Source organism: Auritidibacter ignavus (assembly GCF_003703835.1).
GTDB lineage: Bacteria > Actinomycetota > Actinomycetes > Actinomycetales > Micrococcaceae > Auritidibacter > Auritidibacter ignavus.
The window spans coordinates 16,636-40,212 of sequence record NZ_RDQR01000014.1 but is presented as its reverse complement, the minus strand read 5'-3'; the positions used below and the strand labels follow the sequence as shown (position 1 = coordinate 40,212).

Here is a 23,577-nt window from a genome sequence, read left to right as displayed (position 1 = left end):
CTCGAGAACGACGTAGACTAGCCAGTATGCTCAACATCACTGACCTGCGAGGCCGTCCCTTTGCTCCGGATCGTGATTTGCCCCGGGCAGAGGTCGATGTCACCGCCGCCGTGGAGAAAATTACCCCGATTCTGGCCGATGTGCGCCAACGTGGGGTCGTTGCGGTCTTAGCGGCTGGCGAGCGTTTCGACGGGGTGCGCCCCGACCAGCTACGGGTTCCCGCCAGCGTGCTTGCCCAGGCGCTGATCGACTTGGACCCCTCGGTGCGGGTAGCACTGGAAGAATCCATTCGGCGGGCTCGTATGGTCCACCAGTCCCAGCGTGTCGAAGACACCGTGGTGCAACTGGCCGATGGCGCTCACGTGGAGAACCACTGGGTCCCCATCCAGCGCGTGGGTCTGTACGTGCCCGGCGGGCGGGCTGTTTATCCCTCCTCGGTGGTGATGAACGTGGTCCCGGCCCAAGCGGCCGGAGTCGAGTCTCTGGCGGTGGCCACGCCCCCGCAACGAGAGTTCAACGGCCAGCCACATCCGGTGACCTTGGCCGCCTGTGCCCTGTTGGGCGTCGATGAGGTCTACGCTGCCGGTGGTGCTCAAGCCATTGCCATGTTTGCCTACGGCGTCCGAGAGGCTGAGCGTGCGGAGGACAATACCGCAGAAACCGGTCCGGCCGAGTCTGGGTGGGTGTGCCCGCCGGTGGATCTGATCACGGGGCCCGGAAACGTGTACGTCGCCGCTGCCAAGCGCGCCGTGATGGGAACCGTGGGCATTGATGCCGAGGCCGGTCCCTCCGAGATTGCCGTCATTGCCGATGAGACGGCAAACCCCGCCTGGGTTGCCGCCGATCTGATCAGCCAGTCCGAACATGACCCGATGGCTGCCTCAGTGCTGATCACCCATGCTGAGTCACTGGCCCAGGAGGTCAATGATCAGATCAATCAGCAGGTCCCCGGTTTGCCGTTGGAAGACCAAATCCGGGAGGCGCTAACCGGCCCGCAGTCGGGAATCTTAGTCGTCGAGGACCTGCCGGCTGCCATCACCGTGGCCAACGCTTATGCCACCGAGCACCTGGAGATTCATACTGCCGACCCTGAGGCGGTCGCCGAGCAGATTACCTCTGCCGGAGCAGTGTTTATCGGCGGGTACTCCCCGGTCCCGTTGGGAGACTATTCGGCCGGATCGAATCACGTGTTGCCGACCTCCGGCACGGCCCGACACTCCTCAGGGCTGAACACACTGAGCTTCATGCGCTTACAGCAACGCATCCGGTACTCAGCATCCGGACTGTCTGCAGTCACCCCCGGGATTGTGGCCCTGGCAGAATCGGAAGGCCTTCGCGCTCACGCCGAAGCTGTCTTAGCGCGCCAGCTCACCCCAGGCGCTCACCACAACTAACCCGAGACACCGGCCTCTGCCGGCCCAGAATCTCAGGCGCTGAGCCCTAGCTGACCAGTGACTTTATCGCGGTCTGAATGTTACGATCGCCTCATGACTGCAGAATCCGTGGGCTTTGCCATCGTGCTCCTGGCAGCCTTGTTGCTCTTGGGTAAATACCTTCGCGTGAAAGTCGGCCTCTTTCAGCGACTTTTCCTTCCCAGCGCCATTATCGCCGGCTTCCTCGGCCTGTTGATCGGTCCCGAAGTCCTGGGACGCCTGGGCGAGGCCCTGAACTGGTCTTGGTTGGAAAATGGTGGCCTGTTTACCGACGGAGCCTTTGAGGTGTGGGGCGAACTACCCGGACTGCTGATCTCGGTTGTTTTCGCAACCCTTTTCCTCGGCGAGACCATCCCCTCCCCCAAACGTGCCGCCAAATTAGTCGGGCCTCAACTGTCAATTGGTCTGGCCTACGGTTCTGGACAATACGTCGTCGGCATCCTGCTGGGGGTACTCGTGTTGGCCCCATTATTCGGTGTCGACCCCATTTTCGGTGCCCTCATCGAGGTCTCCTTTGAAGGTGGTCACGGCACGGCGGCCGGTATGCAACCGGCCTTCGAAGATATGGGCATCCCCGAAGCAACCGACCTTGCCTTAGCCATGGCGACCGTGGGTCTGGTGACAGGCATCATCATCGGTATTGCCGTGGTCAACTGGGGTGTGCGCACCGGTCGAACCCGGGTGATTAAGCAGGTCTCTGAGCAGTCTGCCTCCGAGCTGCGCGGTCTCTACAGCGATACCGATCACGTCCGTACCGGCGTGATGACCTCTCGCCCCAGTTCCATCGAGCCGCTCACCCTCCACGTAGCGATCGTGGGTTTGGCCATCATTATCGGCTGGGTATTGCTGGAAGGCCTCGTGTGGGTCGAAGACCAGCTATGGGGCCAGCCCGACTCTGTCTGGCCCGGAGCTGACGGCGAAGGTCTCACTCTGCTGGGCTATGTCCCCCTGTTCCCTCTGGCGATGATCGGTGGCGTCATCATCCAGTTCGTGCTCGATCGCACCGGTAAGAGTTACCTGGTGGATCAAGAAACCATGAAACGCATTCAGGGTCTCGCCCTGGACATTTTGATCGTGGCCGCTCTGGCCACCATCTCGCTCGAGGTCATCGCGGATTACTGGCAGACCTTCTTAATTCTTTCTCTGGCCGGCGTATTGTTCGGCACGTTCATGTTGCTGTTCTTCACCCCGCGGATTATCCCCTCCTTTTGGCTCGAACGCGGTATCGCGGACTTCGGTCAGTCTATGGGTGTCACCGCCACCGGTCTGGTGCTGTTGCGGGTGGCCGACCCCGAGGACAAGTCTCCGGCCATGGAGGCCTTCGGCTATAAGCAGCTCTTCTTCGAGCCCTTCTTCGGTGGCGGTCTGGTCACCGCACTGTCCATCCCGGTCATCTTCGCGACCGGCAACCCCTATTGGATTTTGGTCCCAATGGCGATCCTATTCATCGTCTCCATCACCGCGGGCATGATCTACAACCGTGGGGTCAAGAAGGGCAGATGGACCGACCCCTCCGAACAGGCCGCCAGCGAAGGCGTCTAGTCGCGTCCCGGTTCACTCGCTGTCCGCCTTGCCGTGCCCCCGACACGCTCACACAGCGTCAGCGACCATGGCGAAGTCAGCGGACTGTGCACATCTCACCATTGGCTGACTATCGGTTGTCCATAAAATTGCAAGTTTGACCTGATCTGGATAAGCTCGTGGTGCGCCGATCAAGGCCAAACGCACTGTGTGACAGGGGACGATCATAGACAACGAGGCAGCAATGAGCAGGACGAGCTGTGGTGCTGTTCTAGCTGTCAGTGGCCCCCATCACCCCACGACACATTCCCCTTGCCTGTCCCTTCGGCCCCGCATAACCGGAAAAACCCCGCGCCCTGCTGACCAGCTCATCTGGATCGAGCCGGTCAGCGTCTCTGCGTGTGCCCGCTGTCTTGTTCCTAGTCTTTCTGATCGGCCACCCGCTGTCGGCGGGCCGACCAGCAACGTTATTCCTCCCCAGCACGGTACTGCCAGACGATGCCAGGGAATCTCTGGGCTTCGACGGCTCTTCCCCATGCTGGACTCTCCCTAGCGTGGGGAGCAACGATGAGTCAACGCCAACGCACGCATCACTGCACAGCTAACGAGACGAGAAGAAGAGGGACATCACATGTATGACGCAGTCATTATTGGAGCCGGTTTCGGGGGACTCGGACAGGCAGCGACGTTGAAGCATCACGGGATCGACAATTTCGTCATTCTGGAACGGGCCGATGACGTCGGGGGCGTATGGAGGGATAACACCTACCCGGGAGTCGCCTGCGATACCCAATCTGTTATTTACTGCTTCAGCTACGACCTCCACCTCGAAGCGTCTTCGATGTATGCTCCCGGGCACGAGCTACACGCCTATCTCAAGAATTTCACGACGAAGTTTGGCATCCTGCCACACCTGCGTACTCACGCTGACGTCACTCAGGCGCGCTGGGATTCCGCAACGCGCACCTGGACCGTCTCGCTGAGAAACGGCGAGTCTCTACAGACTCGAGCAGTGATCTCGGCATGTGGCCAACTGGGGTCCCCGTATACGCCAAACTTTCCTGGCCTCGATACCTTCGAGGGCGAGCAGTTTCATGCCTCGCGTTGGCGCCACGACATCGATCTCGCGGGAAAACGGGTCGCTTCAATTGGTGCCGCGGCCACGGCTATCCAGTACGTGCCAGAGATTGCACCCGAGGTTGCCCACCTTGATGTCTTCCAGCGCTCGGCCAATTACATTCTTCCGCGAGAAGAACAGCTCTTTGACACCCAAACACGTGAAGCAATGCACACGGATCCGGAGGTCTTTCGCGACGTCCGGGAGTTTATCTATAACGATCGCGAAACCGGTTTCTACCGGACCCTGGAGGGAACCGCTGCTTCCGAAGAAGGCAAACGGCAGGCGCTGGGATTCCTCGAACGCGAAATCACCGACCCTGAGCTACTCGAGAAGTTGACTCCGGATTTCCCCTACGGGTGTAAGCGCACGCTCCGTAGCGACGCGTTCTACCCGACGCTACGTCGATATAACGTGGACCTGGTGACCGAAGAGATTCGAGAGGTGACCCCGCAAGGAATCATCACTGCGGACGGAGAGCTGCACGAGCTCGATGTCATCATCTTTGCCACCGGTTTCCAGCGTCAGAAGTTCATCGATGATATTGACATCATCGGAACTGATGGCGTCGATCTCGCTCAGCGGTGGGGCATCAGCCCGGAAGCTTATTATGGCATCACAGTTGATGGCTACCCGAACCTCTTCCTCGTCTACGGACCGAACACAAATCTGAACCACAACTCGGTGGTGTCGATGCTGGAAATTCAGCACGACTACATCGCTGATTTCATTAAACGGATCTCCTCCGGTTCGATGCATGCTGTCGAGGTTGATGCCGATGCGCTAGCTCGCGTGAACGAAAAGATCCAGAAAGAGCTCGAGGCTTCGTCCTATTCCGCTGATTGTTCCTCCTGGTTCAAGAACTCCGAAGGGCGCGTCACGAACAATTGGAGTAGCACCGTCGAAGACTACCGGGTTGCCCTCAAGACTCCGCACTTCCAGGACTACACGGTGGTATAGCTATGGCTCACCACGACCGCTACAAAGCACGCTAGGTTTCATCCGAGGCTCGCAAGGTGCTGGGCCCGTTCCGGGAAGGCCGAGCTCAACCCTTTCACTTGCTCGCTATTCCTGAACTTCGTGAGACCTACGAAAAAAACTGTGCGGCCGTCGGTTTTGACCAAGTTCCCGTTGCATCGGTCGACGAATTCCAGGTCAACGGCATCACGGCCCGATACTACGAACCCCGCACCGATGCCTCGGCAGCGAGTCCGGTAGCGCTCTTCGCACACGGCGGGGGCTGGGTCATGGGTAGCCTCGACACCCACGACGGCTTGCGCCGGCAACTGGCGGTCCGGACCGGTTACCCTGTCATCGCGGTGGATTACCGTCGGGCACCAGAGCACAAATTCCCGGCCGCGTTCAACGATGTGGTGACCGTCTGTGAGTGGGTCCGAGAGGCTGGAGCACTACCTTTTGACCCCGTGGCATCTTCACCGAAGGCCTCCCCCTCGTCGATGACACAATGGACTAGTTTGTCTCCCACTACATCAGCGACCCCGACATCACATCTCATCCACGGCTGAGCCCCCTGCACGCAGAGATTGGACCCCACTGTTGCCCGGCAGTTATCGTGTCGACTGACTTGGACCCTCTCGTCGCCGATGGCGTCACCTACGCTCACTCTCTGGTCCAGGCTGGGGTCGATGTGCAATTCCGCACCTACACGGGGTCCCCCACGGGATCTTCACCTCCGGGAGCAAATATCCCGTGGCTGATGAAGTGCTGGACGACGCTTGCCTGTTTATCCAGCGGGTGACGCACCCGCTGGAGTGCCAGGAACCGAACCCCGACCACGCATGACATCACGTGACCTATCGAATTGACCCCACAGGCTTCAATGCCTAAGCTAAAGACCACTGAGACAACGTGAATCACGAGTTTCCATCGTTGACAGCCCTGGCTGATGGAACGGCAACCCTCTTCGCGAGTAGTGGGGTGCTCCAGGTGACGATTCGGTCCTGTGGATACCCCACAGTGGCAAGTACCGCGTCCGAGTTTAGCTCATCTTCGGGGAATTCGGGGCGCACACAAAACACAGAGAGTTTGTGATGACCGCGACCAGCTTTGACGTATTTTCGGAGTTACGTGCCGACCTCACTCAGGACATCTCACCTCACAATTTGCGTCACGCCCTGGAACAGTACCCCACCGGCGTCGTGGCGTTAGCCGGATACGCTCAAGGGGTTAAAGAAGGTTTGGTGGCCACCTCCTTCACCGTCGGTGTCTCCGTGGAACCCCCTCTGGTGTCTTTTGCCATTCAGAACCACTCCCGCACCTGGCCCCGGATGCGAGAAGCCGATCACATCGGTGTCTCCATCATGGGGTCACGCCAATCTCACATCTGCGCCCAGCTGGCTTCACGCAGTAAGGACCGGTTTGCCGGATTGGACTTGCGCTATTCCGAACGCGGTTCTATTTTTCTTCAGGGAGCCGCCCAGTGGTTGGACACCTCCGTCTACGCCGAATTGCCAGCTGGCGACCACCACATTGTCCTTCTCGAAGTCCACGGTCTGGCCTCCAGCACCGAGCAAACCTCACCGTTGGTGCGACACCGCCGAGCTTTCCGAGATCTGAAGACTGCCGAAGGCAATGAGTAACTCCACTGCCACTGGTCATCCCTCAGCGGTGCGCATCGACGTCTGGCTCTGGTCGGTGCGGATGTATAAAACTCGTTCGGCAGCCACCGCAGCATGCAAAGGCGGGCACGTGAAAATTGACGGTGAATCCGTCAAACCCTCCCAAAAAGTCCACGTCGGCGATACCGTGAGCTTCCGTCAACCCGGTCGCGAACGCATTCTCGAAGTCACCGGTTTGCTCTCCCGACGCGTTGGGGCCCCGGTGGCCGTCCAACACTATGTTGACCACTCTCCAGAACCCATACCGCGACACTTACTTGCCGTACCCTATCGCGAACGCGGAGCCGGGCGGCCGACCAAGAAAGAACGTCGCCAACTAGATAAGTTACGTGGCTATAGCTCCCGCTAATCACACCAATACTGGCTCACATTCTGGCTAGAATAGTCCCTGAATTGACGTCGTGCAGATCCGTGACGTCTGGAGACAACGCTGTGGCACGCAGCAGGGAGTGAGTACTCGGCCATGCCTCAAGGCACTGTTCGTTGGTTCAACGCCGAAAAGGGCTTTGGTTTTATTACGTCCGACCAAAACGATGACGTGTTCGTACACTATAAATTTATTGACCATGAAGGATTCAAGAAACTTCTTGAAGGTCAACGCGTAGAATTTGATCTTGAGCCCTCCGACCGAGGGCTTCAAGCACGACAAGTCCGCGCACTATCCGGAATGCCATAAGAACTTAGCCAGCAGACCTACCGGGTCACACCGATTTGAGAGCCCCAAGGAGTGAGAATGCGCACGGTGAAATCGTCGTGGCGTCTCGTTGCGCTCACGCCACTCTGCCTCGCCTCCCTCGTTGCTCCCCTCACGCTCACGACGCTTCCAGCCACCTCTGCGCCCACCGAGACACCCGGTGCGACACAGCAACCCAGCACCCCCAGTGGCGAGCCCCGTCTGCAGCCCGGGACCGGCTCGCCGACCACCGAGCTGGTCGATGACTCTGCCTCACCGACAGAGCAGTCTTCACCTAATGAGCCGTCCTCTCCCACGAGCGAGCCGAGCAGTCACGAGACCACCGAATCACCCCCAGCTGATCCCGACGACGAGATCACCTGTCGGTCGACCTCGACCACTAAGGCCCCGGTCACGATTACCTTCACCGGGCTAGCTGAGGGTGACGAGATCAGCCACGCTCCACCCGCTATCACCGGGACGGTACAGATCACTGACTCCCGTGTGGTCTACTGGCCCAAAGGCAGTGACCTCCGCCAGGAAGAGCTCAATCTGCAGGTCACCCGCGACGACGAGGTTATCACCACGTGTTCGGTCACCGTGGGCCCCTTCGCTCCGTCCGACAGTCAATCGCCAAGTGCTACGTCGCCTCCCTCCCCCGGCCAGGACCCTTCCCCCACTTCCAGTCCCGGACCAGGAACCAGGCCGGGTGATTCTGGAGGACAGCAACCTGATGCTCCTCCTAACACCCCGAGACCGGGCCAACCCGACCAACCGGAAGAACCCGCGCAACCGGAACAGCCACCACAACCTGGAGAACCGCACCAACCGGGTCAACCCCAGCAACCCGGCGGGCCCCCTCAGCCCGGCGCCGAGCAACCAGACGGCTCCGGTGGGGCCCGCGACACGGGTGGCGGTGAGCCCGACATCAAGCAAACTCCGAGCCCCGAGGACGTCCCGGAGGGGAGGGGTTATGTCGCCTCCGGACCCACCGGAGTCATCCACGATGCCTTTGGCCTCGGATCGGATCAGGGCGCAGCCTTACGACGCCCGCCACAGGGCGCCTATGTCGAGCCCTCTGAGCAACGCTCGACAGCGCCGGCGATGTCCTGGGACGAGATTGAGAACTCCGTCGAAGAACGTGAACAAAAGCAATTGAACGAACAGGCTGAGCAGAGCGAAGAAACAGTCCCGCTGACCCGTCAGAACTCACAGACCTGGGTCTGGATCGTACTGACCCTGGGGCTACTGGTCGTGGCCTCAACGGTGGTCTACTTCGTGATAGCCTCCCGCCACCGCGACCACGGTCCCGGCAATGAAACCCAGGCTACGTAACAGCCTGGAGCGCACTCGTTAGTTATCGCGGTCGCGTTCATCGGGATCTGGTCCCCATCGTCTCAATCCCAGTCGTTCGGTAGCGGAGACCAGCAAGAGCGCACTGGCGCACCAGATCCCACCGGCCGGACCCCAGGGAGTCGCCACCAGCCCGGCCACCAGCGGGATGAGGACTTGTCCAACACGGTTACCCACCAGCCGCAGGGCCAGGGCCGGCGAGCGCCAGTTGAGTGGTACCGCCTGGGAGATCTGGGTCATGGTCAACGGTTGGCCCAAGCCCAAGAAGACCCCGCCGATACTGATCAGCACGCCCGCGGCTACAATGCCTACCGCAGAATCGTTCAGCACCACCGGCACTAAGGCTACGGCGATCCCGGAGATCCCCACTGCGCCAATCAGCACCGTATTGCGGTAGACGTGACGGGTGACGATGGGCAGGAACACTCGGGAGATCACCGAGGCCAGCCCGCGAGCCGACAACAGCGCCCCGATAACCAGCGGCGAGACGCCAAGGCTTTCGCCGACCAGTGGCATAAACGCCACGAGAATGTCGATCATCGCCAGCATGGCCAGGGCGGCGAACATGTTCGAGGCGATGCCTGGGACCCGAAGAATCCGTAGCGCCGTGGGTTTGGTGCCTGAGATGGGCAGGCTCCCAGTCTGGGTGCGCTGGTCGCCCTCGTTGCGGGATCTGGCTACGGAGTCCTGGTCGGACGAGGAACCACGTAGGCCGAACAGTAGGGGCACGGCCCCGAAGCATAGCAGGGAACCGACCCACAGAGCGGTGGTGATCTCGGAGGCTTCAGCCCGAGATCCCAGGATGAGCCCCGACAGGAACGGCCCGAGCATTTGCCCGGCCGAGAAGGCGGCGGTAAACAGTCCGAACCCTAAATCCATGACGGTGGCCGAGGATCGGCGCGAGACCACTGATTGGCCGGCGAGGGTGAACATCAGGTGGCCCACCCCCAGCAATATTGAGCCGGCGAAGACCCCGATCAGCTCGGTGGCTGATCCCAGCACGGCCCCGCCGGCGCCCAGCAGCACCGTGCCACAGATCATGATCCAACGGATATCGCCGATAACGCTGGTGGCTCGGCCCAGTGGCATGGCGAGCACGAGGGGCAAGATGGCGTAGACGGCGGTGGTGGCCCCGATCTCGGTTTCACCGTATCCGAAAGAGAGCAGCTGATAGCTGGTCACCGGACGCAACAGTTGCACCCCGGTCTGGGTGAGCACCGCCGCAACGACCAACACCCACAACCAACCGGGAGCGGAGCGTGGCCGGTCAGCGGGGCGGGGGACGGAACGGGGCATGGTGTTTAGTCTAGGACGAAGACTCACAAGGCTCACCCTGTCCGGTGGTGGTGGGGTGAGCGATCATTTGGGTGGGCCTACCAGGACCGTGACGATCAGCGGTATCCACCAGCCGAGTGCGGCGGTTGCTACCACCAGAGCTCGTTCGGAGCCGAGGAAGATCAGCCTCATCTGGGCACAGCCGGACCAGCGGTGAGCCAGCTGTCCTAGATTCCAGCGCCCAGAGCGTAGAGATCCCGTCGTTGCAAAGTGGTGTGAGTTCAAACGCAACCGGGAGGATCGCCCCGTGGTCTTTTAGTCGTTCGATGTGCCGGGGACCGAGGTCGCTGCGGCAGCCTTCGTTTCCGTCGGTTGCGTGGGCGTGGGGCGCTCGGCGGGCGGGGTGGTGGGCCGGGATGTCGGGGTCGACCGGGAGGGCCGGGGAGACGGGGCCGAGGACGAACGACTCGGGGTGCTCTGTGGTCGGCTCGGCGATTGCGAGCGCGAGGGGGCCTGCGTCCGAGAGGGTGCCTGTGAACGCGAGGATCCGCGCGAGGGTGCCGAGGACCGAGACGGTGCAGAAGAGCGAGACTCCCGGGGGGTCGAACTCGGTGCGGCGCTCGGTGACGGTGAAGCGGATTCCGATGGGGAGGCGGACTCGCTGGGTTCCTCCGACGGGGAGGCGGACTCAGTGGGTTCGTCCACCTCGTAGAGTCGGCGCAGTTCTTCTTCGGTCATCGCCCGTGGCTGGTTTGGCACGGCCGGCAGGTAGTCGGCCGGATCGACCCAGCGACCGTTGACGATGACTTCGAAGTGCACGTGGGGGCCGGTCGAGTTTCCGGTGGACCCGGCGGCTGCGATCAGCTCGCCGCGGGAGACCTGATCGCCGACGCGCACGGCCAGCTGGGAGTTGTGCGAGTAGGCGGTGGCCACGCCGTGACCGTGGTCGATTTCCACGCGCATCCCGCCGGTGGGGTGCCAGCCGGCGAAGCGCACCGTACCGTCCGCCGAGGCACGTACCGGGGTGCCAGACGGCACCGGGTAGTCCTGGCCGATGTGGAATTGGAAGCCGGGGCCGGTGGGGTTCTTCCGCATGCCGAACGGTGAGGAGATGCGGGTGGAGGCCACCGGATGAGAGAGTTTGATATCGCCGGGTAAGGATTTGATGCCACCGGCTCCGGCCTGCTGGATATTGATGCCGGCAGCGCTGAGGGTGGCTTCATCGTAGGCCGGTCCGCCCAGTGGAGATAGCCCCAGTCGCATGGAGGCCAGAGTGGCCCCCATCTCGACCGAAACGTGGGTGGAGGCCAGTGGCAGAGCCGTATCGATCGTTGAGACGGTGCGTTGAGCATCGCCGTCGGCTTTGGCCGAGGTGGCCGGGGGATCGGCGATTACGCTGTAGCTGATCGCCACCGCTGAGGCGAGGGTTGCGGCCACCACCGCTACCGGCCGCGTCCAACGGTTCGTCGCTGCTACCCGTTGTTGACGACGGGCTTCTGCCCGTGTTGTTGGCGCATTTTCCACGACGGCGACCTCGCTGTTGCAATATTCAAAGGTGTGAGTAACCGGTGATGCCTAGCTCAACATACGAGGGTTAGCGTATGAATAACGTGAGGTGTCTTGCCGGTAACGTTGCTCCGTTGCGGTGCGGGTCGCGTCAGTTCTCCCGCACTTCACGACTGCTCAGAGACGATTTTTCGTGCACAAATGGCATCATTTCCAGCCGGGATGCACTCACGACAGGACGGTGCACCAGCGTCACCGGGGCTTCGGCACCGCGGGCGTGCAGGATTGCGCTGGCAAGCTGGTTACCGTGGGCTTGGGCCTCGGGGGTGGAGTGATCGGTAATCAGGCGAATCCGGGGTTCGGCAGTGATTTCGGGAATCAAACGTCCGCTGGCGGTGGCCCGTTCGGGTGCGGGCTGTTTTTGGAGGCTACGCCGGAAGCTACTGGCGTCTTCGCACCGGTAGGTCACGGTGGAATCCAGGTCCAACAGCTGGCGCAACTGCTCGGGTAGGTCGTGGGGCACTGAGACGGTCATGGTGGCACCGATCGCTAACCCTGCAGCGACCACGCGGAGCAGGTGTTGCAGCGGTCCGGTTTCCCAGCGGATGGTCACCGGTGTGGGTTCGGCCCAGGCTTCGACGATGATCCTGTGCTGTCGTGGGAGCCCGGCCGGGGAGGCTACCTGGTGGGTGCCCAGCAGTGTTTTTAGCTCGCGGGCATCCGAGCGGGCTGCTTCACTGACCCAGTCGCTAGCCACACCATCGGCTTCGGCCGCGGCCAAGAGGCGTTGCACCGCAGTGGGTAGACCTGCCAGTGCGCTAACCAAAGCGGAGGGTTGAGATTGTGGGGTGGTGCGGGCAGCGTCACGCCACGTCATGAACTGGTTGAGCCAGGAGCGGGCGCCCAGGGCCCCCAACATCCCGGAGGCGGAGTGCTTCACCCCAGTCAGCCCGAGGATTCCAGGGCGGATGCGGTTGATGGGCGCGTTGTAGAAGTGGATGGGAGCATGAATCTTCTCCCGAAAAACCCGTTGAGAGTGCTCATCGGCGGTGTGGATGCCAGCACTGAGACCGTAGGGAGTCATGTTGATGATCTCGATAGCGTCTTCCACAGTGTCGGCCTCCATAATTGACAGTACCGGACCACGGTATTCGCTGATGTGGGCATCCGAGCCCACCCGCACTCCGGCTCGCAGTCCCGGCGAGTAGAGCCGACCGGTGCTGTCCTGCTCGGCTGGGGCCAGCCACCAGGATTCTCCGGGCCCTAATTCGCGCAATCCGCGGTTGAGGGGTGTGGCCGGTGGTTCCACGAGTCGCCCGAGGTGAACCCGCGGATCGGTAGGGTATCCGATTTCGAGGGATTCGGTGGCATCGACCAGCTGGTTTTTGAATCGTGCGGAGCCGGTCATGGAACCAACCAGCACCACGAGCGAACACGACGCTGGAGTCTGTCCGGCGGTGGTGAAGGCCGAGGTGACCACATCGGCCACCGCCTGGTCAATATCGGCGGTGGGGGTAATGATCATGGCGTTTTTCGATGAGAACCCGGAGATCAAGGGCATATCGGGTTTCATGATCCGCAATCGGTGGGCTGCGGTATCGGGCCCGAAGTGCACGACCGTGGCCCACCGCGGGTCGGTACAGAGCACTCGACCCAAAAAGTCCTCGTCGCCGGCCCGGACCACCGCGAAATCGACGAGACGCTCGGCCAGGGTGCGCTGTAGGATGTCCACGCTCACCGCGGTGGTGCGAGCCGTGAGCGGGTCGGGCGAGATGACACAGCCTCCGCCGGTGAGATAGATTGCCGTCACCACGCCGAAGACTTCGACCAGCGGATGGGATCGGCCACTGAGAAGCAAGGTCGGGGTGGCCGCAACAGGGCGGGCACCGCGTAGCGCGGGTAACTGTTGGGCAACGGTCTGGTTCCACCGGACCGCATCGATGGCGTCACCGTATTCTTCCACCGCGTCGGTCAGGGTTCGTCCGGTTTCCGAACATAGCACCTCCAGCAATTGATCGCGCTGGGTATCCATGGTCGCGATGAGCTCATCGACAACAGCCACTCGCTCCGAGAGATGGGAGAGGACATCCGGTTCGGGGTGCTGATCTTGCTGATCTGGTCGCTGTGCTGCAACAGCCCGATCCACGACGGCACGCACATCATCTGGCGTATTCAGCGTGTGTGCCGTTACCGATGGTGTCCCGAGCTGAGAGTCGGGCAGGCAGGCAAGGATCTGTCGTCCGGCGCGTAACTGCTGCAGAGAATCCTGATGGGGGTACACCGGCCGGGTCTGGAATCCGAAATAGGGCCCGTTCAAGGGCTGTTGGTCCAGGCCCGCAGCCACGTCACCGTGCAGGAGGCGGTGGTACAGGGCCCGGATAATCAGCCGGGTATCGGTCTGCCACACCAGCAGACCATAGCGCCGTACCCGGTGGTGTTCGGCCTGTAAGTGCTCGACTAGTTCAGCGGGTACACCTCGCATCAGCTCGGTAGTCACCGATCCACCGGGGTACAGGTGTGCTTCGAGGTCGTAGAGTTCAGCCAGCCGGTGCAGTTGCTGGGTATCCCAGGGGTTGACCACCCGGATCCGCAGATCTGCCCGCTCCATGATCTCAGGGGTCATGACGTGCTGAATCCAAGCCGACCAGAGGACATATGACTGCTGGGCGCCGCTCAGCGCGCGGTGGTCGGCGGTGTTGAGCCGGATGACTGCCCGGTGGCCGGTGGCGGTATAGACCCGCTGGAGAACCGTGGCGAAGCGCTGATGTAGCTCGGTCAGCTGTGTCGAGCTGGTGGTATCAAAGGGCGTGGGCAGATCGAGGCCGAGCACTAGTCCGCGCAGCTCTTGGCGTTCGCACAGGTTCAGCACCAGGTGCTCGAGCACCGTGAGCTGGCAGTCGTACTGGATCTTGAGGAAGACCGCCCGCGGTTCCCAGGTGTCGTCGGGGTGCTCTGAGGCCTCGGCCCGGTTCGTGCTGGCCAGTAACTCCAGCAGTGGTCCCAGCACCGTTTCCAGGTCGCGGATGGTTTCTTTGAACGCCCAGTGCGGGGCCGGAGCTAAGACCTCGGCCAACGGGACGGTAACCGAGCCCCACGCCGGTCGGTCCAGCAGCACCCGCAGACGTTCCACGCGTTTGGCAGCCTGCGACCGGCCGAGCACGCTAGCTTCCATAATCTGCAGGTCGGCACCGGGGGTCGGCTCGGTCTGCGGGGTATCAATGACAGCATCCAGTCCTTCGGCCATCACGTTGATGATCTGGTTGCGAGCATAGCCGGGTGCGCGCCGGGCAAAGCGGGCGGCTGTTTTCAGTGCCGCCTCGACGTTTTCGGGCCACCCCTGGCGTGGGCGAGACCTCAGTTCGGTGATGGCGTCGACGGTTTCACCCGGGTCATCGGGGCGGATCACACGATGGAGGAGTTCGCTAAAAACCTCGCGGTCGGTATCGGTGGCTAAGGTTTGCAGAATCGTCGGCAGGGGCTGTTGGGTGGTTTGCGCCAGGGACTGAGCCCAGGCCTGGACCGACTCGTCCGTGATGGGATCCTGTGATGGGCTCACCTGTGCACCGTCCCTTTCTCACCGTGTGTCTTGTTTCATTCTCAACAACTCCTCGGCAAACCTCAAGATCGCTCGGTACGGCTCAGCCGACGAATTCGATGACCGCGACACCGCTGAGCATCACCACTAAGGTCAACAGTTGTGCGGGCACGAAAGGCTTCTTGGCCGCGTGGAAGAGACCGAAGGAGTCGATGATCAGTGAGCCGATCAACATGCCGGTTTGCAAGAGAATCATCGTAGCCCCAGCACCGAGTAGCGGCACCAGCACCGCGGTGGTGTAGATATAGATGGCCCCAATCAGACCTCCGATCCAGATCCACCAGGGGTTGCCCTTGCCGGTGGGGTCGGTGAGTTGCAGTCGCGGGCGCAAAATGATCAGCAAGATCAACAACCCGACGAATCCGACGGTGAAAGAAATCAGCGCAGATTTCACCGGCGACCCCAGCACCTCACCCAAGGTGCCGTTGACCGCGGCCTGAAAAGCGTAGAGCAACCCGATGCCCAGACCGGCCAACAATAGCAACACCTGTCTGGTGCTCTGACCGGCCATCGGATCGTCATCGGCCATCCGTTGCAGGTTGCGTTGCAACCTCAGACTAGCCCGGTTGCCCAGATATACCGTGGCGATGGCGCCAACCAGTACCAGAACCATTCCCACCACGCGCAGCGGGGTCAGCCGGTGGTGGGGTGCGTTAAAGAGTTGAAAGTGATCAACGAGCGCGGCGGTGAGAATCTGACCCACCAACAGCGAAACCGTGGTGAGCATCGCCCCGAGGTGCGGGATCAACAACACGATAGACGTCATGCCCACCATGCCGAAGGCACCGCCCAGCCAGATCCACCACGGATGTTGAGTTGCTACCCCGACGAGATCGAATCCGATACCGCCATCGGCAATCAATGCCAGGATCGCGAGCCCGGCTGTCCCGACGCCAAAGGAGATCGTCGACATCACCCATGGCGATTGGACCGCAACGCGCAACCTGGCGTTGATGGCGGCCTGTGCTGGCATAATGCATCCCACGAGCAGGCCCAGCAGTATTGTCATTATTCCTCTCTTCTATTGTGACTTCTCTGGTGTTTTCTGTTGTGTGTTGTGTGCCTTATCTCTGGTGCGCGCTGTGAGGTCGAATGATCAGCAACGATTGAGCGTTGCACACTCACCAGGTGTACACGCAGTGAAAGTAGCCCGAGATGACTTAGATTAGCTAGTCTAGAACGGCCGGGTGTCGTGAGATTAGCCCCGAGGTCACGAGACGTGAAACAGCCCCGGCACGGGTGTGAATAAAACCCCGTATGATGGTGGACATCGGGCCATTTTTCGACGGCGACAAGGTGGGTGATGATGCAGTCCGCGCAGCGTACAAGCGCGTGGGAACTTGTTCCTGAATCAGATCCGGTTGAACGCGTCTGGATGGCTTTCCCACCCTTGAACTCCCTGAATGCCACCACCAGCTGGCAATTGTCGTCATCCCGTCGGCTCTGGTCCCGGGTCGCTGAGACAATTCACCGCACCGTTCCGGTGGCGATGTTGGTGGATCCCGCCGACGGGGAGACCGTTGATACGTATCTGCTGCGTGAGATTCCTCGCCTGCACGTGCCACTAAATAACGCACTTTTGGGTCGAACCGGCCCCAGCTTTGTGGTCTCCGATCCCCCCACTCCGCGCCGATCCGGACGTCCCGGACGCAAACGGGTCACCATGATTGACTGGACCTTCAACGGCTTCGGTCGCGCCCCCGGGGTGGAATACCGGCTCGATGATATTGCTCCGGGCACCATGGCCGAAAAACTTGGACGCAGCGGGAAGAACTTCCCCCGTCAGCTGTCGCTAATGGTCGCCGAAGGTGGCTCCTGGGTTAGTGATGGCGCAGGTACCGCCATCGCCTCCGAACAACTGCTCACCGACCAGCGACGTAACCCCGGTTGGAATCACGACACCGTAGAACGCGAATTGCACCGGCTGGCCGGGATCAACAAAGTCATGTGGATCCCGCAGGGCCTCACCCGCGGTTCTGGCCGGGGGCGTACCGGCGGACATATTGACCACCTGGTGAACTTCATTGAGCCCGGCACCGTGGTGTTGCACCAGCAAAACGACCCCTCCCATCCCGACCACCGCATCAGTGCAGAGACCGAGGCCCTGCTGTCCCAGCAAACTGATGCCTCCGGCCGTCGGCTCTCGATTATCCCCATCTCGGCTCCACAGACCCATTCGGACGCCCTGGGGCCGGTGAACTGGTCTTACTTGGATTTCCGAGTGCTCAACGAGCTCTTGCTGGTTCCGCGTTTCATCGACCCTGCCGACCACGAAGCCTTCGAGATCCTCGGTGAGCTGTTCCCCGAGCGGGCGCTGACCCCGATCATGGCCCAAGAGCTCTTCGACCGACGGGCCAGCCTGCGTGCCATCACCCTCCCCCAGCCTCGGCCCGGCATCGCCCAGACCGTGCGCTAACCGTCGAGCCCCGTCCCCGGAATCCTGAGCAATACCGTGTCCTCAGCACCCTCAATGACGACCACCCAGAAACAACTTCTGGCGGTGGTGATGGTGCCAATGTTTATGTCTCTGCTGGCGGTCTCCAGCATCAACGTTGTCCTCCCCTCCCTGTCGACCACCCTGGATGCCACCACCTCCCAGATTCAGTGGGTACTCTCCGGCTACACGCTGGCCTTTGGTATCACCCTGGTCGCCGGCGGACGGGCCGGAGACATCTACGGACGGGGCAAACTCTTCGTCGCCGGAGTCTCCCTGTTCGGCGTCGGCTCTCTGCTCTCGGCCCTAGCACCGACCGGGCTGGTGCTAGACGCCGCCCGCGTGCTCACCGGAATCGGCTCCGGTCTGCTCAACCCCCAAACCATGGGCTTTATTCAGCAATACTTCCGTGGCCAACAACGCGCCCGAGCTTTTGCGATCTCCGGCAGTCTGATCTCGGTCTCGGTGGCCATTGGCCCGGTCCTGGGCGGCACCCTGATCAGCCTGGCCGGACCCGAATGGGGCTGGCGCTGGACCTTCCTCGTCAATGTCCCTATCGCCATCTTTGCCGTGATCTTTGCCCGCTGGTGGTTTCCCGCCTCGGCCTGGCAGCGGCCCGGCAGCACCGCAGATGTCGCCCCACGCGCCCACCCCGACCTTGACCCGGTCGGGATGATCACCCTGGCAGTTGCGGTGTTGTTGATCATGTTGGCCTTCATCGAACTCACCGAAGGCTGGTGGGTGGTGCTGATCCTCGTCGCCGGTCTGCTGGCCTTCATCGGTTGGCTGGGTTGGGAACACCATTACCGTCGGGCCGGCCATGACCCGATGGTCAACCTCGACCTGTTTCGCATCCGTGGCTATCGCAACGGCGTGTTGCTGATCGGACTGTACTTCACCGGCTCCACCTCGATCTTCGTCAGCGTGGCGATGTACCTGCAGGCCGGGATGGATTTCTCCGCGCTGGCTGCCTCACTGATCGGTCTGCCGTCGGCACTGATCGGCGCCTTCTCGGCACAGCTGGGTGGCAAACTCGTGTTGAACGTCGGCCGCAAACTGGTCGCGATCGGGATGGGGATTGTCATGGTCTCGATGGCACTCACTGCCGGTGTGGTCGCCGGTCACCTGGTCTGGGGCCTGAGCCCGTGGTGGATGATGCTGGCGCTGACCATCAGCGGGATGGGACAAGGCCTGGTGGTCTCCCCCAATCAAACCCTGACCCTGATGGATGTGCCGGTCCAGAATTCTGGGGCGGCGGCCGGGGTGATGCAGACCGGCCAACGCATTGGCACCGCGATGGGTACTGCGCTGATCACCACCATCTTGTTTGAGCTCTCCTCAGCAGCCAACTGGGACGTGGCTTTTATGACCGCCCTGGCAGTGATTGTCTTCTGCATGGCCGGCGCCAGTATGGTCGCCCTGCTCGATCATCGCCGGGCACTGCAGGAAAGAGCCCCGGCCGACGACAGCCCCTCACCCCGGTAGCACGCCGAGCTGACAGGCGGTCTCGCTCACATTTTTTGGAGTCTGTCCACCGCACGACGTAGCCTAAAAATGCTGAACCGCTGGGGCATGCGTGCATGCCGTGATTGTCCTCGGAGATCGCTGTGAGCTCGAAGAAGAAAGACCTGAAGAAAAAACTCAAGGCTGCCGAACGCGAGCTGAAACAACAGAAGAAAGCCACCAAAGAATCCCAGCGCGAGCTGAAAGACCAGCTCGCACACGCTGAGGAGACCTCACAGCAGTTGGCACAGCGTCCCCGTGCACAGGCCAAGGTCAAGATCCCACAACGCCACCACCAGATGCGCGCTGAATCTATCACCCCGATCTCGGCGACCCTCATCTCCGTGGTGCTGACCCCAGCAACCGACAACATCCGGCCGGTCAGTGAAGATCTCGTCGAAGAGTACGTGCGCGTTCTCATCCCACCCCATGACGTGGACGGAAGCGTCAAGACCCCCAGCACGGTGCGGGAAACCGACAAGGGCGTCTTGCCGTTCTGGGATGAGGCCAAGCCGGCCTCCCGCAAGTACAGTGTGCGACGGTTTTGGCCCGAGACCGGCGCGATCGAGCTCTACGTCACCCGCCACCAACGTGGGCCGGGTACCGAATGGGCCGAGGACCTCCAGCCCGGCGACACCGTGTGGATTCAGGGTGTGAAGTCCGGGCTGAAGATCTCCAACGACTACGACTTCTACCTGATGATCACCGATGACTCCGGGCTGGGCTCTACCTTGCGCTGGATCGATTTGCTCCCGCCCAACGCCCAGGGCGCGCTGTTTGTGCTCACCAGTGGCCCGGATGCAGTGTTCGAACTGGATTTGCCGACCGGTTTCTCCATCACCTGGGCCTACCCGACACACCCGGACGAGGCGCTAGAAGCACCCGAAAATAATAAGGCGCTCAACGAGCTGGTCGATAAGGTCACTTCGCTACCCCGCCCGCAGGGCTACGTGTTCGGCTGGTTGGTCGGTGAATCCTCACTGGTGCGACCGTTGCGGGAGTTCATCCGCTCCGGCTGGGAGCTGTCCAAGGCCGACAGCTACGTGCACGGATACTGGAAGGCCAAGGGCGAACCGCCTTACCGGCTGGTCGCCGACTACTCCAGGCTGTCCAAGGCGGAGCTCTATGTCTACGCCCAACAGCGTGACCTGCCGCAACGCTCAGCACTGAATAAGGCACAGCTGATCGAGGCGTTGCGGGCAGATCAACGCGGTCAGGATCCGACTGAGGTTCAGCAGGCCGATCCGTCGGATGCTGCCGTGGACGACCACGCGGTCAGTGGCAACTAGCCAATAAACAGATCCGCCAGCTGGAAGATCGCCAATCCGGTGACCACCAGCAAGGTAACAAAGCCCAGGATGTTGGCGGCCACACCATTACGGTGAGTGCCCAATGCGCGGGCCTTATTCATGGTGTAAAGCAAGAAACCGGCAATAATCGGCAAGATCAGCCCATTGGCAGCTTGGGCCACAACAATCACCGTCACCGGATTAACCCCGGTGACTGCAATGATGATGCCGATCACGACCACGCCCAGCGCGATCAGCCGGAAGGGCCAGGAGCTCATGTCGGCTTTCCAGCCGACAATCCCGCAAATCGCGTAGGCAGCACCCAGTGGCCCGGCCAGCGCGGAGGTCAAACCGGCAGCGAAGAGCCCAATGGCAAATACCCAGTGGGCAGCCGGTCCGAGGAGGGGCTCAAGCTGGGTGGCCATATCGGCAGCTGATTGGGCGCTGACACCGTGCACGAACAGCGTTCCGGCCGAGGTGGCCAGCACGGCCAAGGTGATCAAACCACCAATCGAGATCGACACGGCGTTATCAACTTTGGCTTCTTTCAGCGACTGCTCACGGTCGGGTTCATGACCCCACTTTTCCTGGACCAGTGAGGAGTGGAGGAAGACGTTATAAGGCACCACAGTGGTACCGATCAACGCAATAGCGGTCAGCGCGGATCCGGCCGGCAAACTGGGTGCGAAAACGCCCGACAGGAAGGCCCCAAAGTCTGGGCGCACCACGATCACGGTGAGGAAAAAGACCAGTGCCATGATGATCACCAGCACGGTCATCACCCGCTCGACGATCTTGTAGCTACCGGTCAGCAACAACAGGAGCAAGATGCCACCGACAATGGCCGCCAAGACCGGCATCGGGAGCGGAATCAGCTGGTCGATGGCCAGAGCAGTACCGGTGGTGTCCCCTCCGGCGTAGCTCGCCCCACCCACACCGATCGCCGCCACGACCAACACGATCATGAAGGTCTTGCTCAGCGGATGGGTAAAGGTCTCGCGCATGATTTCGGCAAGACCTTTATTGGTCATCACGCCCAAGCGGGCCGACATTTCCTGCAAGATGACGGTCGCCAGGATGGAGAACACCACGGCCCAGGCTAAGGCGAACCCGAAATCTGCACCGGCGACGGTGGCAGTAGTGACAGTACCCGGGCCGATAAAGGAGGCACTGATCAACAGACCGGGACCAAACCAACTTCGGCGACGAGGTTTCTTTTCTGGCGACGGTGCGCTCTGCTCGTTGTGCATCAGGCCCTACCTTCCGCAGGTATAAATTATTGAGACCTGCGTAACTCTAGACAGTGATGCACCTCACGCACAAGTTGGCGAGCTCACACGAGGTTATCGGGTAGGGATACGGTCGTGATCGTCGGCGATCTCGGTATAGCCATGCGGAGCGGGCCGGCCGTCTTCTCCCAATGCCACGAACACCATCTGGTCGACCGACAGAATCAAGGTGCGGGTCTCGATATTCCGAACTTCGGCAGACAGGCTCATCGAGGTGCGCCCAAACCCGGTGACATTCAGCCCCAGCTCAATGAGGTCACCCTGCACGGCCGAGGAGATGAAGTTGATGTCGGAGATCAATTTGGTCACCACACGTTTATTGCCCATCTGCGAAATCGCGTAGATCGCGGCTTCCTCGTCGATCCAACGCACCAGGGCGCCACCGAAGAGGGTGCCGTGGGCATTGAGATCTTCTGGCTTAACCCATTTCCGGGTGTGGAAGTCGAATCCTGAGCCGGTGACAGCGGAATCGGATGTGTTGGGATCGTGGGTCATATCCCCAGTCTAGAAGCCGACCCGGAGACCTAACGGGGTGGTACCCTGCGAGGTTTTTCACATCTTTTCCCAGTCAGCGACCTCACCGAGAACGACGCGAAACACCGGGTGGACTTCGGCAGACTCGGTTTGCCAGCGTCGGTAGTCGGCGGACGAACGCGCGGCAAGTTTAGCTCCTAAATGGTTCCACTCGTAGTCCACCTGCCCGTCGCTGACAGTGATCGGGGCCACCGTGGACCAATCGGAGACTGGGCGCTGGATCAACTCTGGGTTGAAGCGATATCCGCGGTCGGTGGCCTGGTCGTGTACTCCGGTGAGGTAGGCCCCGATCGCTACCAATGGGGACTGTTGTTCCCAAAAGCGCACCAACTGTGGATGGTTGCGGTAGCCGACTGTTCCGCCGGCAAGCACCTTCTGCGCCAGCAATGCTTCGCGCCAACACGCGACAAGACCCTTGGCATCGAGATGTTGCGGGTGTAGTGACCACAACCTCACGGACCTCTCCTTCATCCCATGATCGTCTTTCTCCTGCACCATCGTCTTTCTCCTGCACCGACCCCACACCCGACGACGCAGGCCTCAGGAACTACACCAGGACACCGCAGAAGTGGGGATCCACGCGCTCTAACTCCTCGCCTGTTACTCAGCTTCCCTCCAAACCCGACGGAGAACTACTGCTCTTCCGTAGCAGAGCCTTCCTCGGGCTCAAAGCTGTGCAGGACTTTTTCATCGGAGACGAAAACCGACAGGAACCTGACCGGTGCCTGCAGAGTCTTCGTCGCCCCATGGATTCCTTCACCATCGAAGGTGATGCTGTCGCCGACCTGCATGTGGTAGGTGGTTTCTTGGTGCTGGTACTCCATCTCTCCTTCGAGTACATAGACGAACTCGGTTCCGGCGTGCTGGAACAGCGGAACGGTCTCCGAGTCCTCAGTCAGCGTGACCAGCAGTGGCTCGAGGTTGCTGTGGTGACCGGTTAATTTTCCCAGCAAGTGGTAGAGATGGCCCAAGTGGGAGCCGCGGCGAATGGTTTCTTGTCCGCCTCCATTTTTGACAAAGACTGCCTGGGTTTCATAGTCAGCACCCCGAAACAAGCTGGTCACGGGAACTTCCAGCCCCTGAGCCAGCGCATCCACCGTAGCCAAGGAGGCCGAGGTCTGCGCGTTCTCGATTTTCGACAGCATTTGACGTGAGATACCAACCCGCCCAGCCAGTTCCGCCAATGTGAGACGACGGGCTTTACGCATTTGTCGCGTTGATTCGGCGATCGCCTGCTCCAGCGTCTTTGGTCCACGAGCATCGGGTCGGTTATCCGGACTCTGGGTCGGTTTTAACATCTCCGGGGACAGGTCGGATTCGAAACTCACTCAAGCCCTCTATCTTCATCCTGTGATGATTACAGTGGCCTTCACCACCATGGCATGGTTTTCATCTTAGCGGTTCGCAGCAAGACCA

20 protein-coding genes and 1 riboswitch are annotated in these 23,577 nt (G+C 61.1%); of the genes, 12 read left to right on the top strand and 8 right to left on the bottom strand.

Annotation, left to right across the window (positions count from 1 at the left end):
• Positions 1 to 26: 26 nt before the first annotated feature.
• The 9 genes from hisD (at position 27) to DYI20_RS08030 (ending at position 8,718) form a co-directional block, all read left to right on the top strand.
• On the top strand, positions 27 to 1,394 hold the full coding sequence (gene hisD / locus DYI20_RS08070; RefSeq protein WP_122549282.1) for a histidinol dehydrogenase: 1,368 nt from the start codon (positions 27 to 29) through the stop codon (positions 1,392 to 1,394).
• A gap of 93 nt (positions 1,395 to 1,487) precedes the next feature.
• Positions 1,488 to 2,975 (top strand): sodium/glutamate symporter, encoded by a 1,488-nt coding sequence (locus DYI20_RS08065; RefSeq protein WP_122549266.1) that lies wholly within the window; start codon positions 1,488 to 1,490, stop codon positions 2,973 to 2,975.
• Positions 2,976 to 3,585: 610 nt separating this feature from the next.
• Entirely contained in the window at positions 3,586 to 5,031 is a 1,446-nt protein-coding gene (locus DYI20_RS08060) for a flavin-containing monooxygenase (protein ID WP_122549265.1), read from the top strand.
• Between the two features lie 98 nt (positions 5,032 to 5,129).
• On the top strand, positions 5,130 to 5,597 hold the full coding sequence (locus DYI20_RS12810; RefSeq protein WP_280524158.1) for an alpha/beta hydrolase: 468 nt from the start codon (positions 5,130 to 5,132) through the stop codon (positions 5,595 to 5,597).
• A complete protein-coding gene (locus tag DYI20_RS12945) occupies positions 5,561 to 5,830 on the top strand; it encodes an alpha/beta hydrolase fold domain-containing protein (protein WP_122549263.1) in 270 nt (89 codons plus the stop codon). Before DYI20_RS12810 ends, DYI20_RS12945 begins: the two co-directional genes overlap by 37 nt.
• 113 nt (positions 5,831 to 5,943) lie before the next feature.
• Positions 5,944 to 6,064: riboswitch (SAM riboswitch) on the top strand.
• Between the two features lie 58 nt (positions 6,065 to 6,122).
• On the top strand, positions 6,123 to 6,671 hold the full coding sequence (locus DYI20_RS08045) for a flavin reductase family protein (RefSeq protein ID WP_110098092.1): 549 nt from the start codon (positions 6,123 to 6,125) through the stop codon (positions 6,669 to 6,671).
• Complete coding sequence (locus DYI20_RS08040) at positions 6,664 to 7,059, top strand: RNA-binding S4 domain-containing protein (RefSeq protein WP_122549262.1); 396 nt, start codon at positions 6,664 to 6,666, stop codon at positions 7,057 to 7,059. Before DYI20_RS08045 ends, DYI20_RS08040 begins: the two co-directional genes overlap by 8 nt.
• A gap of 114 nt (positions 7,060 to 7,173) precedes the next feature.
• Positions 7,174 to 7,386, top strand: a complete 213-nt coding sequence (locus DYI20_RS08035; RefSeq protein WP_122549261.1) for a cold-shock protein — start codon at positions 7,174 to 7,176, stop codon at positions 7,384 to 7,386.
• 57 nt (positions 7,387 to 7,443) lie between these two features.
• On the top strand, positions 7,444 to 8,718 hold the full coding sequence (locus DYI20_RS08030) for a hypothetical protein (RefSeq protein WP_122549260.1): 1,275 nt from the start codon (positions 7,444 to 7,446) through the stop codon (positions 8,716 to 8,718).
• Positions 8,719 to 8,736: 18 nt separating this feature from the next.
• Here the strand turns inward: DYI20_RS08030 and DYI20_RS08025 are convergent, their stop codons facing one another.
• From DYI20_RS08025 to DYI20_RS08010, 4 genes are all read right to left on the bottom strand, one after another.
• Positions 8,737 to 10,032, bottom strand: coding sequence for an MFS transporter (locus DYI20_RS08025; RefSeq protein WP_122549259.1), 1,296 nt, complete (start codon positions 10,030 to 10,032; stop codon positions 8,737 to 8,739).
• Between the two features lie 294 nt (positions 10,033 to 10,326).
• Positions 10,327 to 11,535 carry a M23 family metallopeptidase gene (locus DYI20_RS08020; protein WP_147472545.1) on the bottom strand — a complete coding sequence of 403 codons (1,209 nt, stop codon included), beginning with the start codon at positions 11,533 to 11,535 and terminating at the stop codon, positions 10,327 to 10,329.
• A 133-nt stretch (positions 11,536 to 11,668) separates the two neighbouring features.
• A complete protein-coding gene (locus DYI20_RS08015; protein WP_122549257.1) occupies positions 11,669 to 15,073 on the bottom strand; it encodes an aldehyde dehydrogenase family protein in 3,405 nt (1,134 codons plus the stop codon).
• Positions 15,074 to 15,155: 82 nt separating this feature from the next.
• Positions 15,156 to 16,121, bottom strand: a complete 966-nt coding sequence (locus tag DYI20_RS08010; RefSeq protein WP_110098100.1) for a DMT family transporter — start codon at positions 16,119 to 16,121, stop codon at positions 15,156 to 15,158.
• A gap of 294 nt (positions 16,122 to 16,415) precedes the next feature.
• On the opposite strand from DYI20_RS08010, the gene DYI20_RS08005 reads away from it, so the two are divergent.
• The 3 genes from DYI20_RS08005 to DYI20_RS07995 all read left to right on the top strand — a co-directional run bounded on the left by DYI20_RS08005 (position 16,416) and on the right by DYI20_RS07995 (position 20,338).
• Positions 16,416 to 17,528 carry an agmatine deiminase family protein gene (locus DYI20_RS08005; RefSeq protein WP_110098101.1) on the top strand — a complete coding sequence of 371 codons (1,113 nt, stop codon included), beginning with the start codon at positions 16,416 to 16,418 and terminating at the stop codon, positions 17,526 to 17,528.
• A gap of 54 nt (positions 17,529 to 17,582) precedes the next feature.
• On the top strand, positions 17,583 to 19,031 hold the full coding sequence (locus tag DYI20_RS08000) for an MFS transporter (protein ID WP_122549256.1): 1,449 nt from the start codon (positions 17,583 to 17,585) through the stop codon (positions 19,029 to 19,031).
• A gap of 122 nt (positions 19,032 to 19,153) precedes the next feature.
• Positions 19,154 to 20,338 carry a siderophore-interacting protein gene (locus DYI20_RS07995; protein WP_122549255.1) on the top strand — a complete coding sequence of 395 codons (1,185 nt, stop codon included), beginning with the start codon at positions 19,154 to 19,156 and terminating at the stop codon, positions 20,336 to 20,338.
• Here DYI20_RS07995 and DYI20_RS07990 read toward each other — a convergent pair.
• The 4 genes from DYI20_RS07990 to DYI20_RS07975 all read right to left on the bottom strand — a co-directional run bounded on the left by DYI20_RS07990 (position 20,335) and on the right by DYI20_RS07975 (position 23,489).
• Positions 20,335 to 21,588, bottom strand: a complete 1,254-nt coding sequence (locus DYI20_RS07990; RefSeq protein ID WP_122549254.1) for an Nramp family divalent metal transporter — start codon at positions 21,586 to 21,588, stop codon at positions 20,335 to 20,337. The two genes, DYI20_RS07995 and DYI20_RS07990, sit on opposite strands and share 4 nt — an antisense overlap.
• A gap of 93 nt (positions 21,589 to 21,681) precedes the next feature.
• Entirely contained in the window at positions 21,682 to 22,122 is a 441-nt protein-coding gene (locus DYI20_RS07985; RefSeq protein WP_122549253.1) for an acyl-CoA thioesterase, read from the bottom strand.
• A 57-nt stretch (positions 22,123 to 22,179) separates the two neighbouring features.
• Entirely contained in the window at positions 22,180 to 22,617 is a 438-nt protein-coding gene (locus tag DYI20_RS07980; protein WP_122549281.1) for a pyrimidine dimer DNA glycosylase/endonuclease V, read from the bottom strand.
• 176 nt (positions 22,618 to 22,793) lie between these two features.
• A complete protein-coding gene (locus DYI20_RS07975; RefSeq protein ID WP_244924671.1) occupies positions 22,794 to 23,489 on the bottom strand; it encodes a helix-turn-helix domain-containing protein in 696 nt (231 codons plus the stop codon).
• Positions 23,490 to 23,577 lie beyond the last annotated feature (88 nt).

Coding starts and splice junctions, on each gene's coding strand:
- hisD (WP_122549282.1), top strand. CDS start 27: ATGCTCAACATCACTGACCTGCGAGGCCGTCCCTTTGCTCCGGATCGT.
- DYI20_RS08065 (WP_122549266.1), top strand. CDS start 1,488: ATGACTGCAGAATCCGTGGGCTTTGCCATCGTGCTCCTGGCAGCCTTG.
- DYI20_RS08060 (WP_122549265.1), top strand. CDS start 3,586: ATGTATGACGCAGTCATTATTGGAGCCGGTTTCGGGGGACTCGGACAG.
- DYI20_RS08045 (WP_110098092.1), top strand. CDS start 6,123: ATGACCGCGACCAGCTTTGACGTATTTTCGGAGTTACGTGCCGACCTC.
- DYI20_RS08040 (WP_122549262.1), top strand. CDS start 6,664: ATGAGTAACTCCACTGCCACTGGTCATCCCTCAGCGGTGCGCATCGAC.
- DYI20_RS08035 (WP_122549261.1), top strand. CDS start 7,174: ATGCCTCAAGGCACTGTTCGTTGGTTCAACGCCGAAAAGGGCTTTGGT.
- DYI20_RS08030 (WP_122549260.1), top strand. CDS start 7,444: ATGCGCACGGTGAAATCGTCGTGGCGTCTCGTTGCGCTCACGCCACTC.
- DYI20_RS08025 (WP_122549259.1), bottom strand. CDS start 10,032: ATGCCCCGTTCCGTCCCCCGCCCCGCTGACCGGCCACGCTCCGCTCCC.
- DYI20_RS08010 (WP_110098100.1), bottom strand. CDS start 16,121: ATGACAATACTGCTGGGCCTGCTCGTGGGATGCATTATGCCAGCACAG.
- DYI20_RS08005 (WP_110098101.1), top strand. CDS start 16,416: ATGATGCAGTCCGCGCAGCGTACAAGCGCGTGGGAACTTGTTCCTGAA.
- DYI20_RS08000 (WP_122549256.1), top strand. CDS start 17,583: ATGACGACCACCCAGAAACAACTTCTGGCGGTGGTGATGGTGCCAATG.
- DYI20_RS07990 (WP_122549254.1), bottom strand. CDS start 21,588: ATGCACAACGAGCAGAGCGCACCGTCGCCAGAAAAGAAACCTCGTCGC.
- DYI20_RS07985 (WP_122549253.1), bottom strand. CDS start 22,122: ATGACCCACGATCCCAACACATCCGATTCCGCTGTCACCGGCTCAGGA.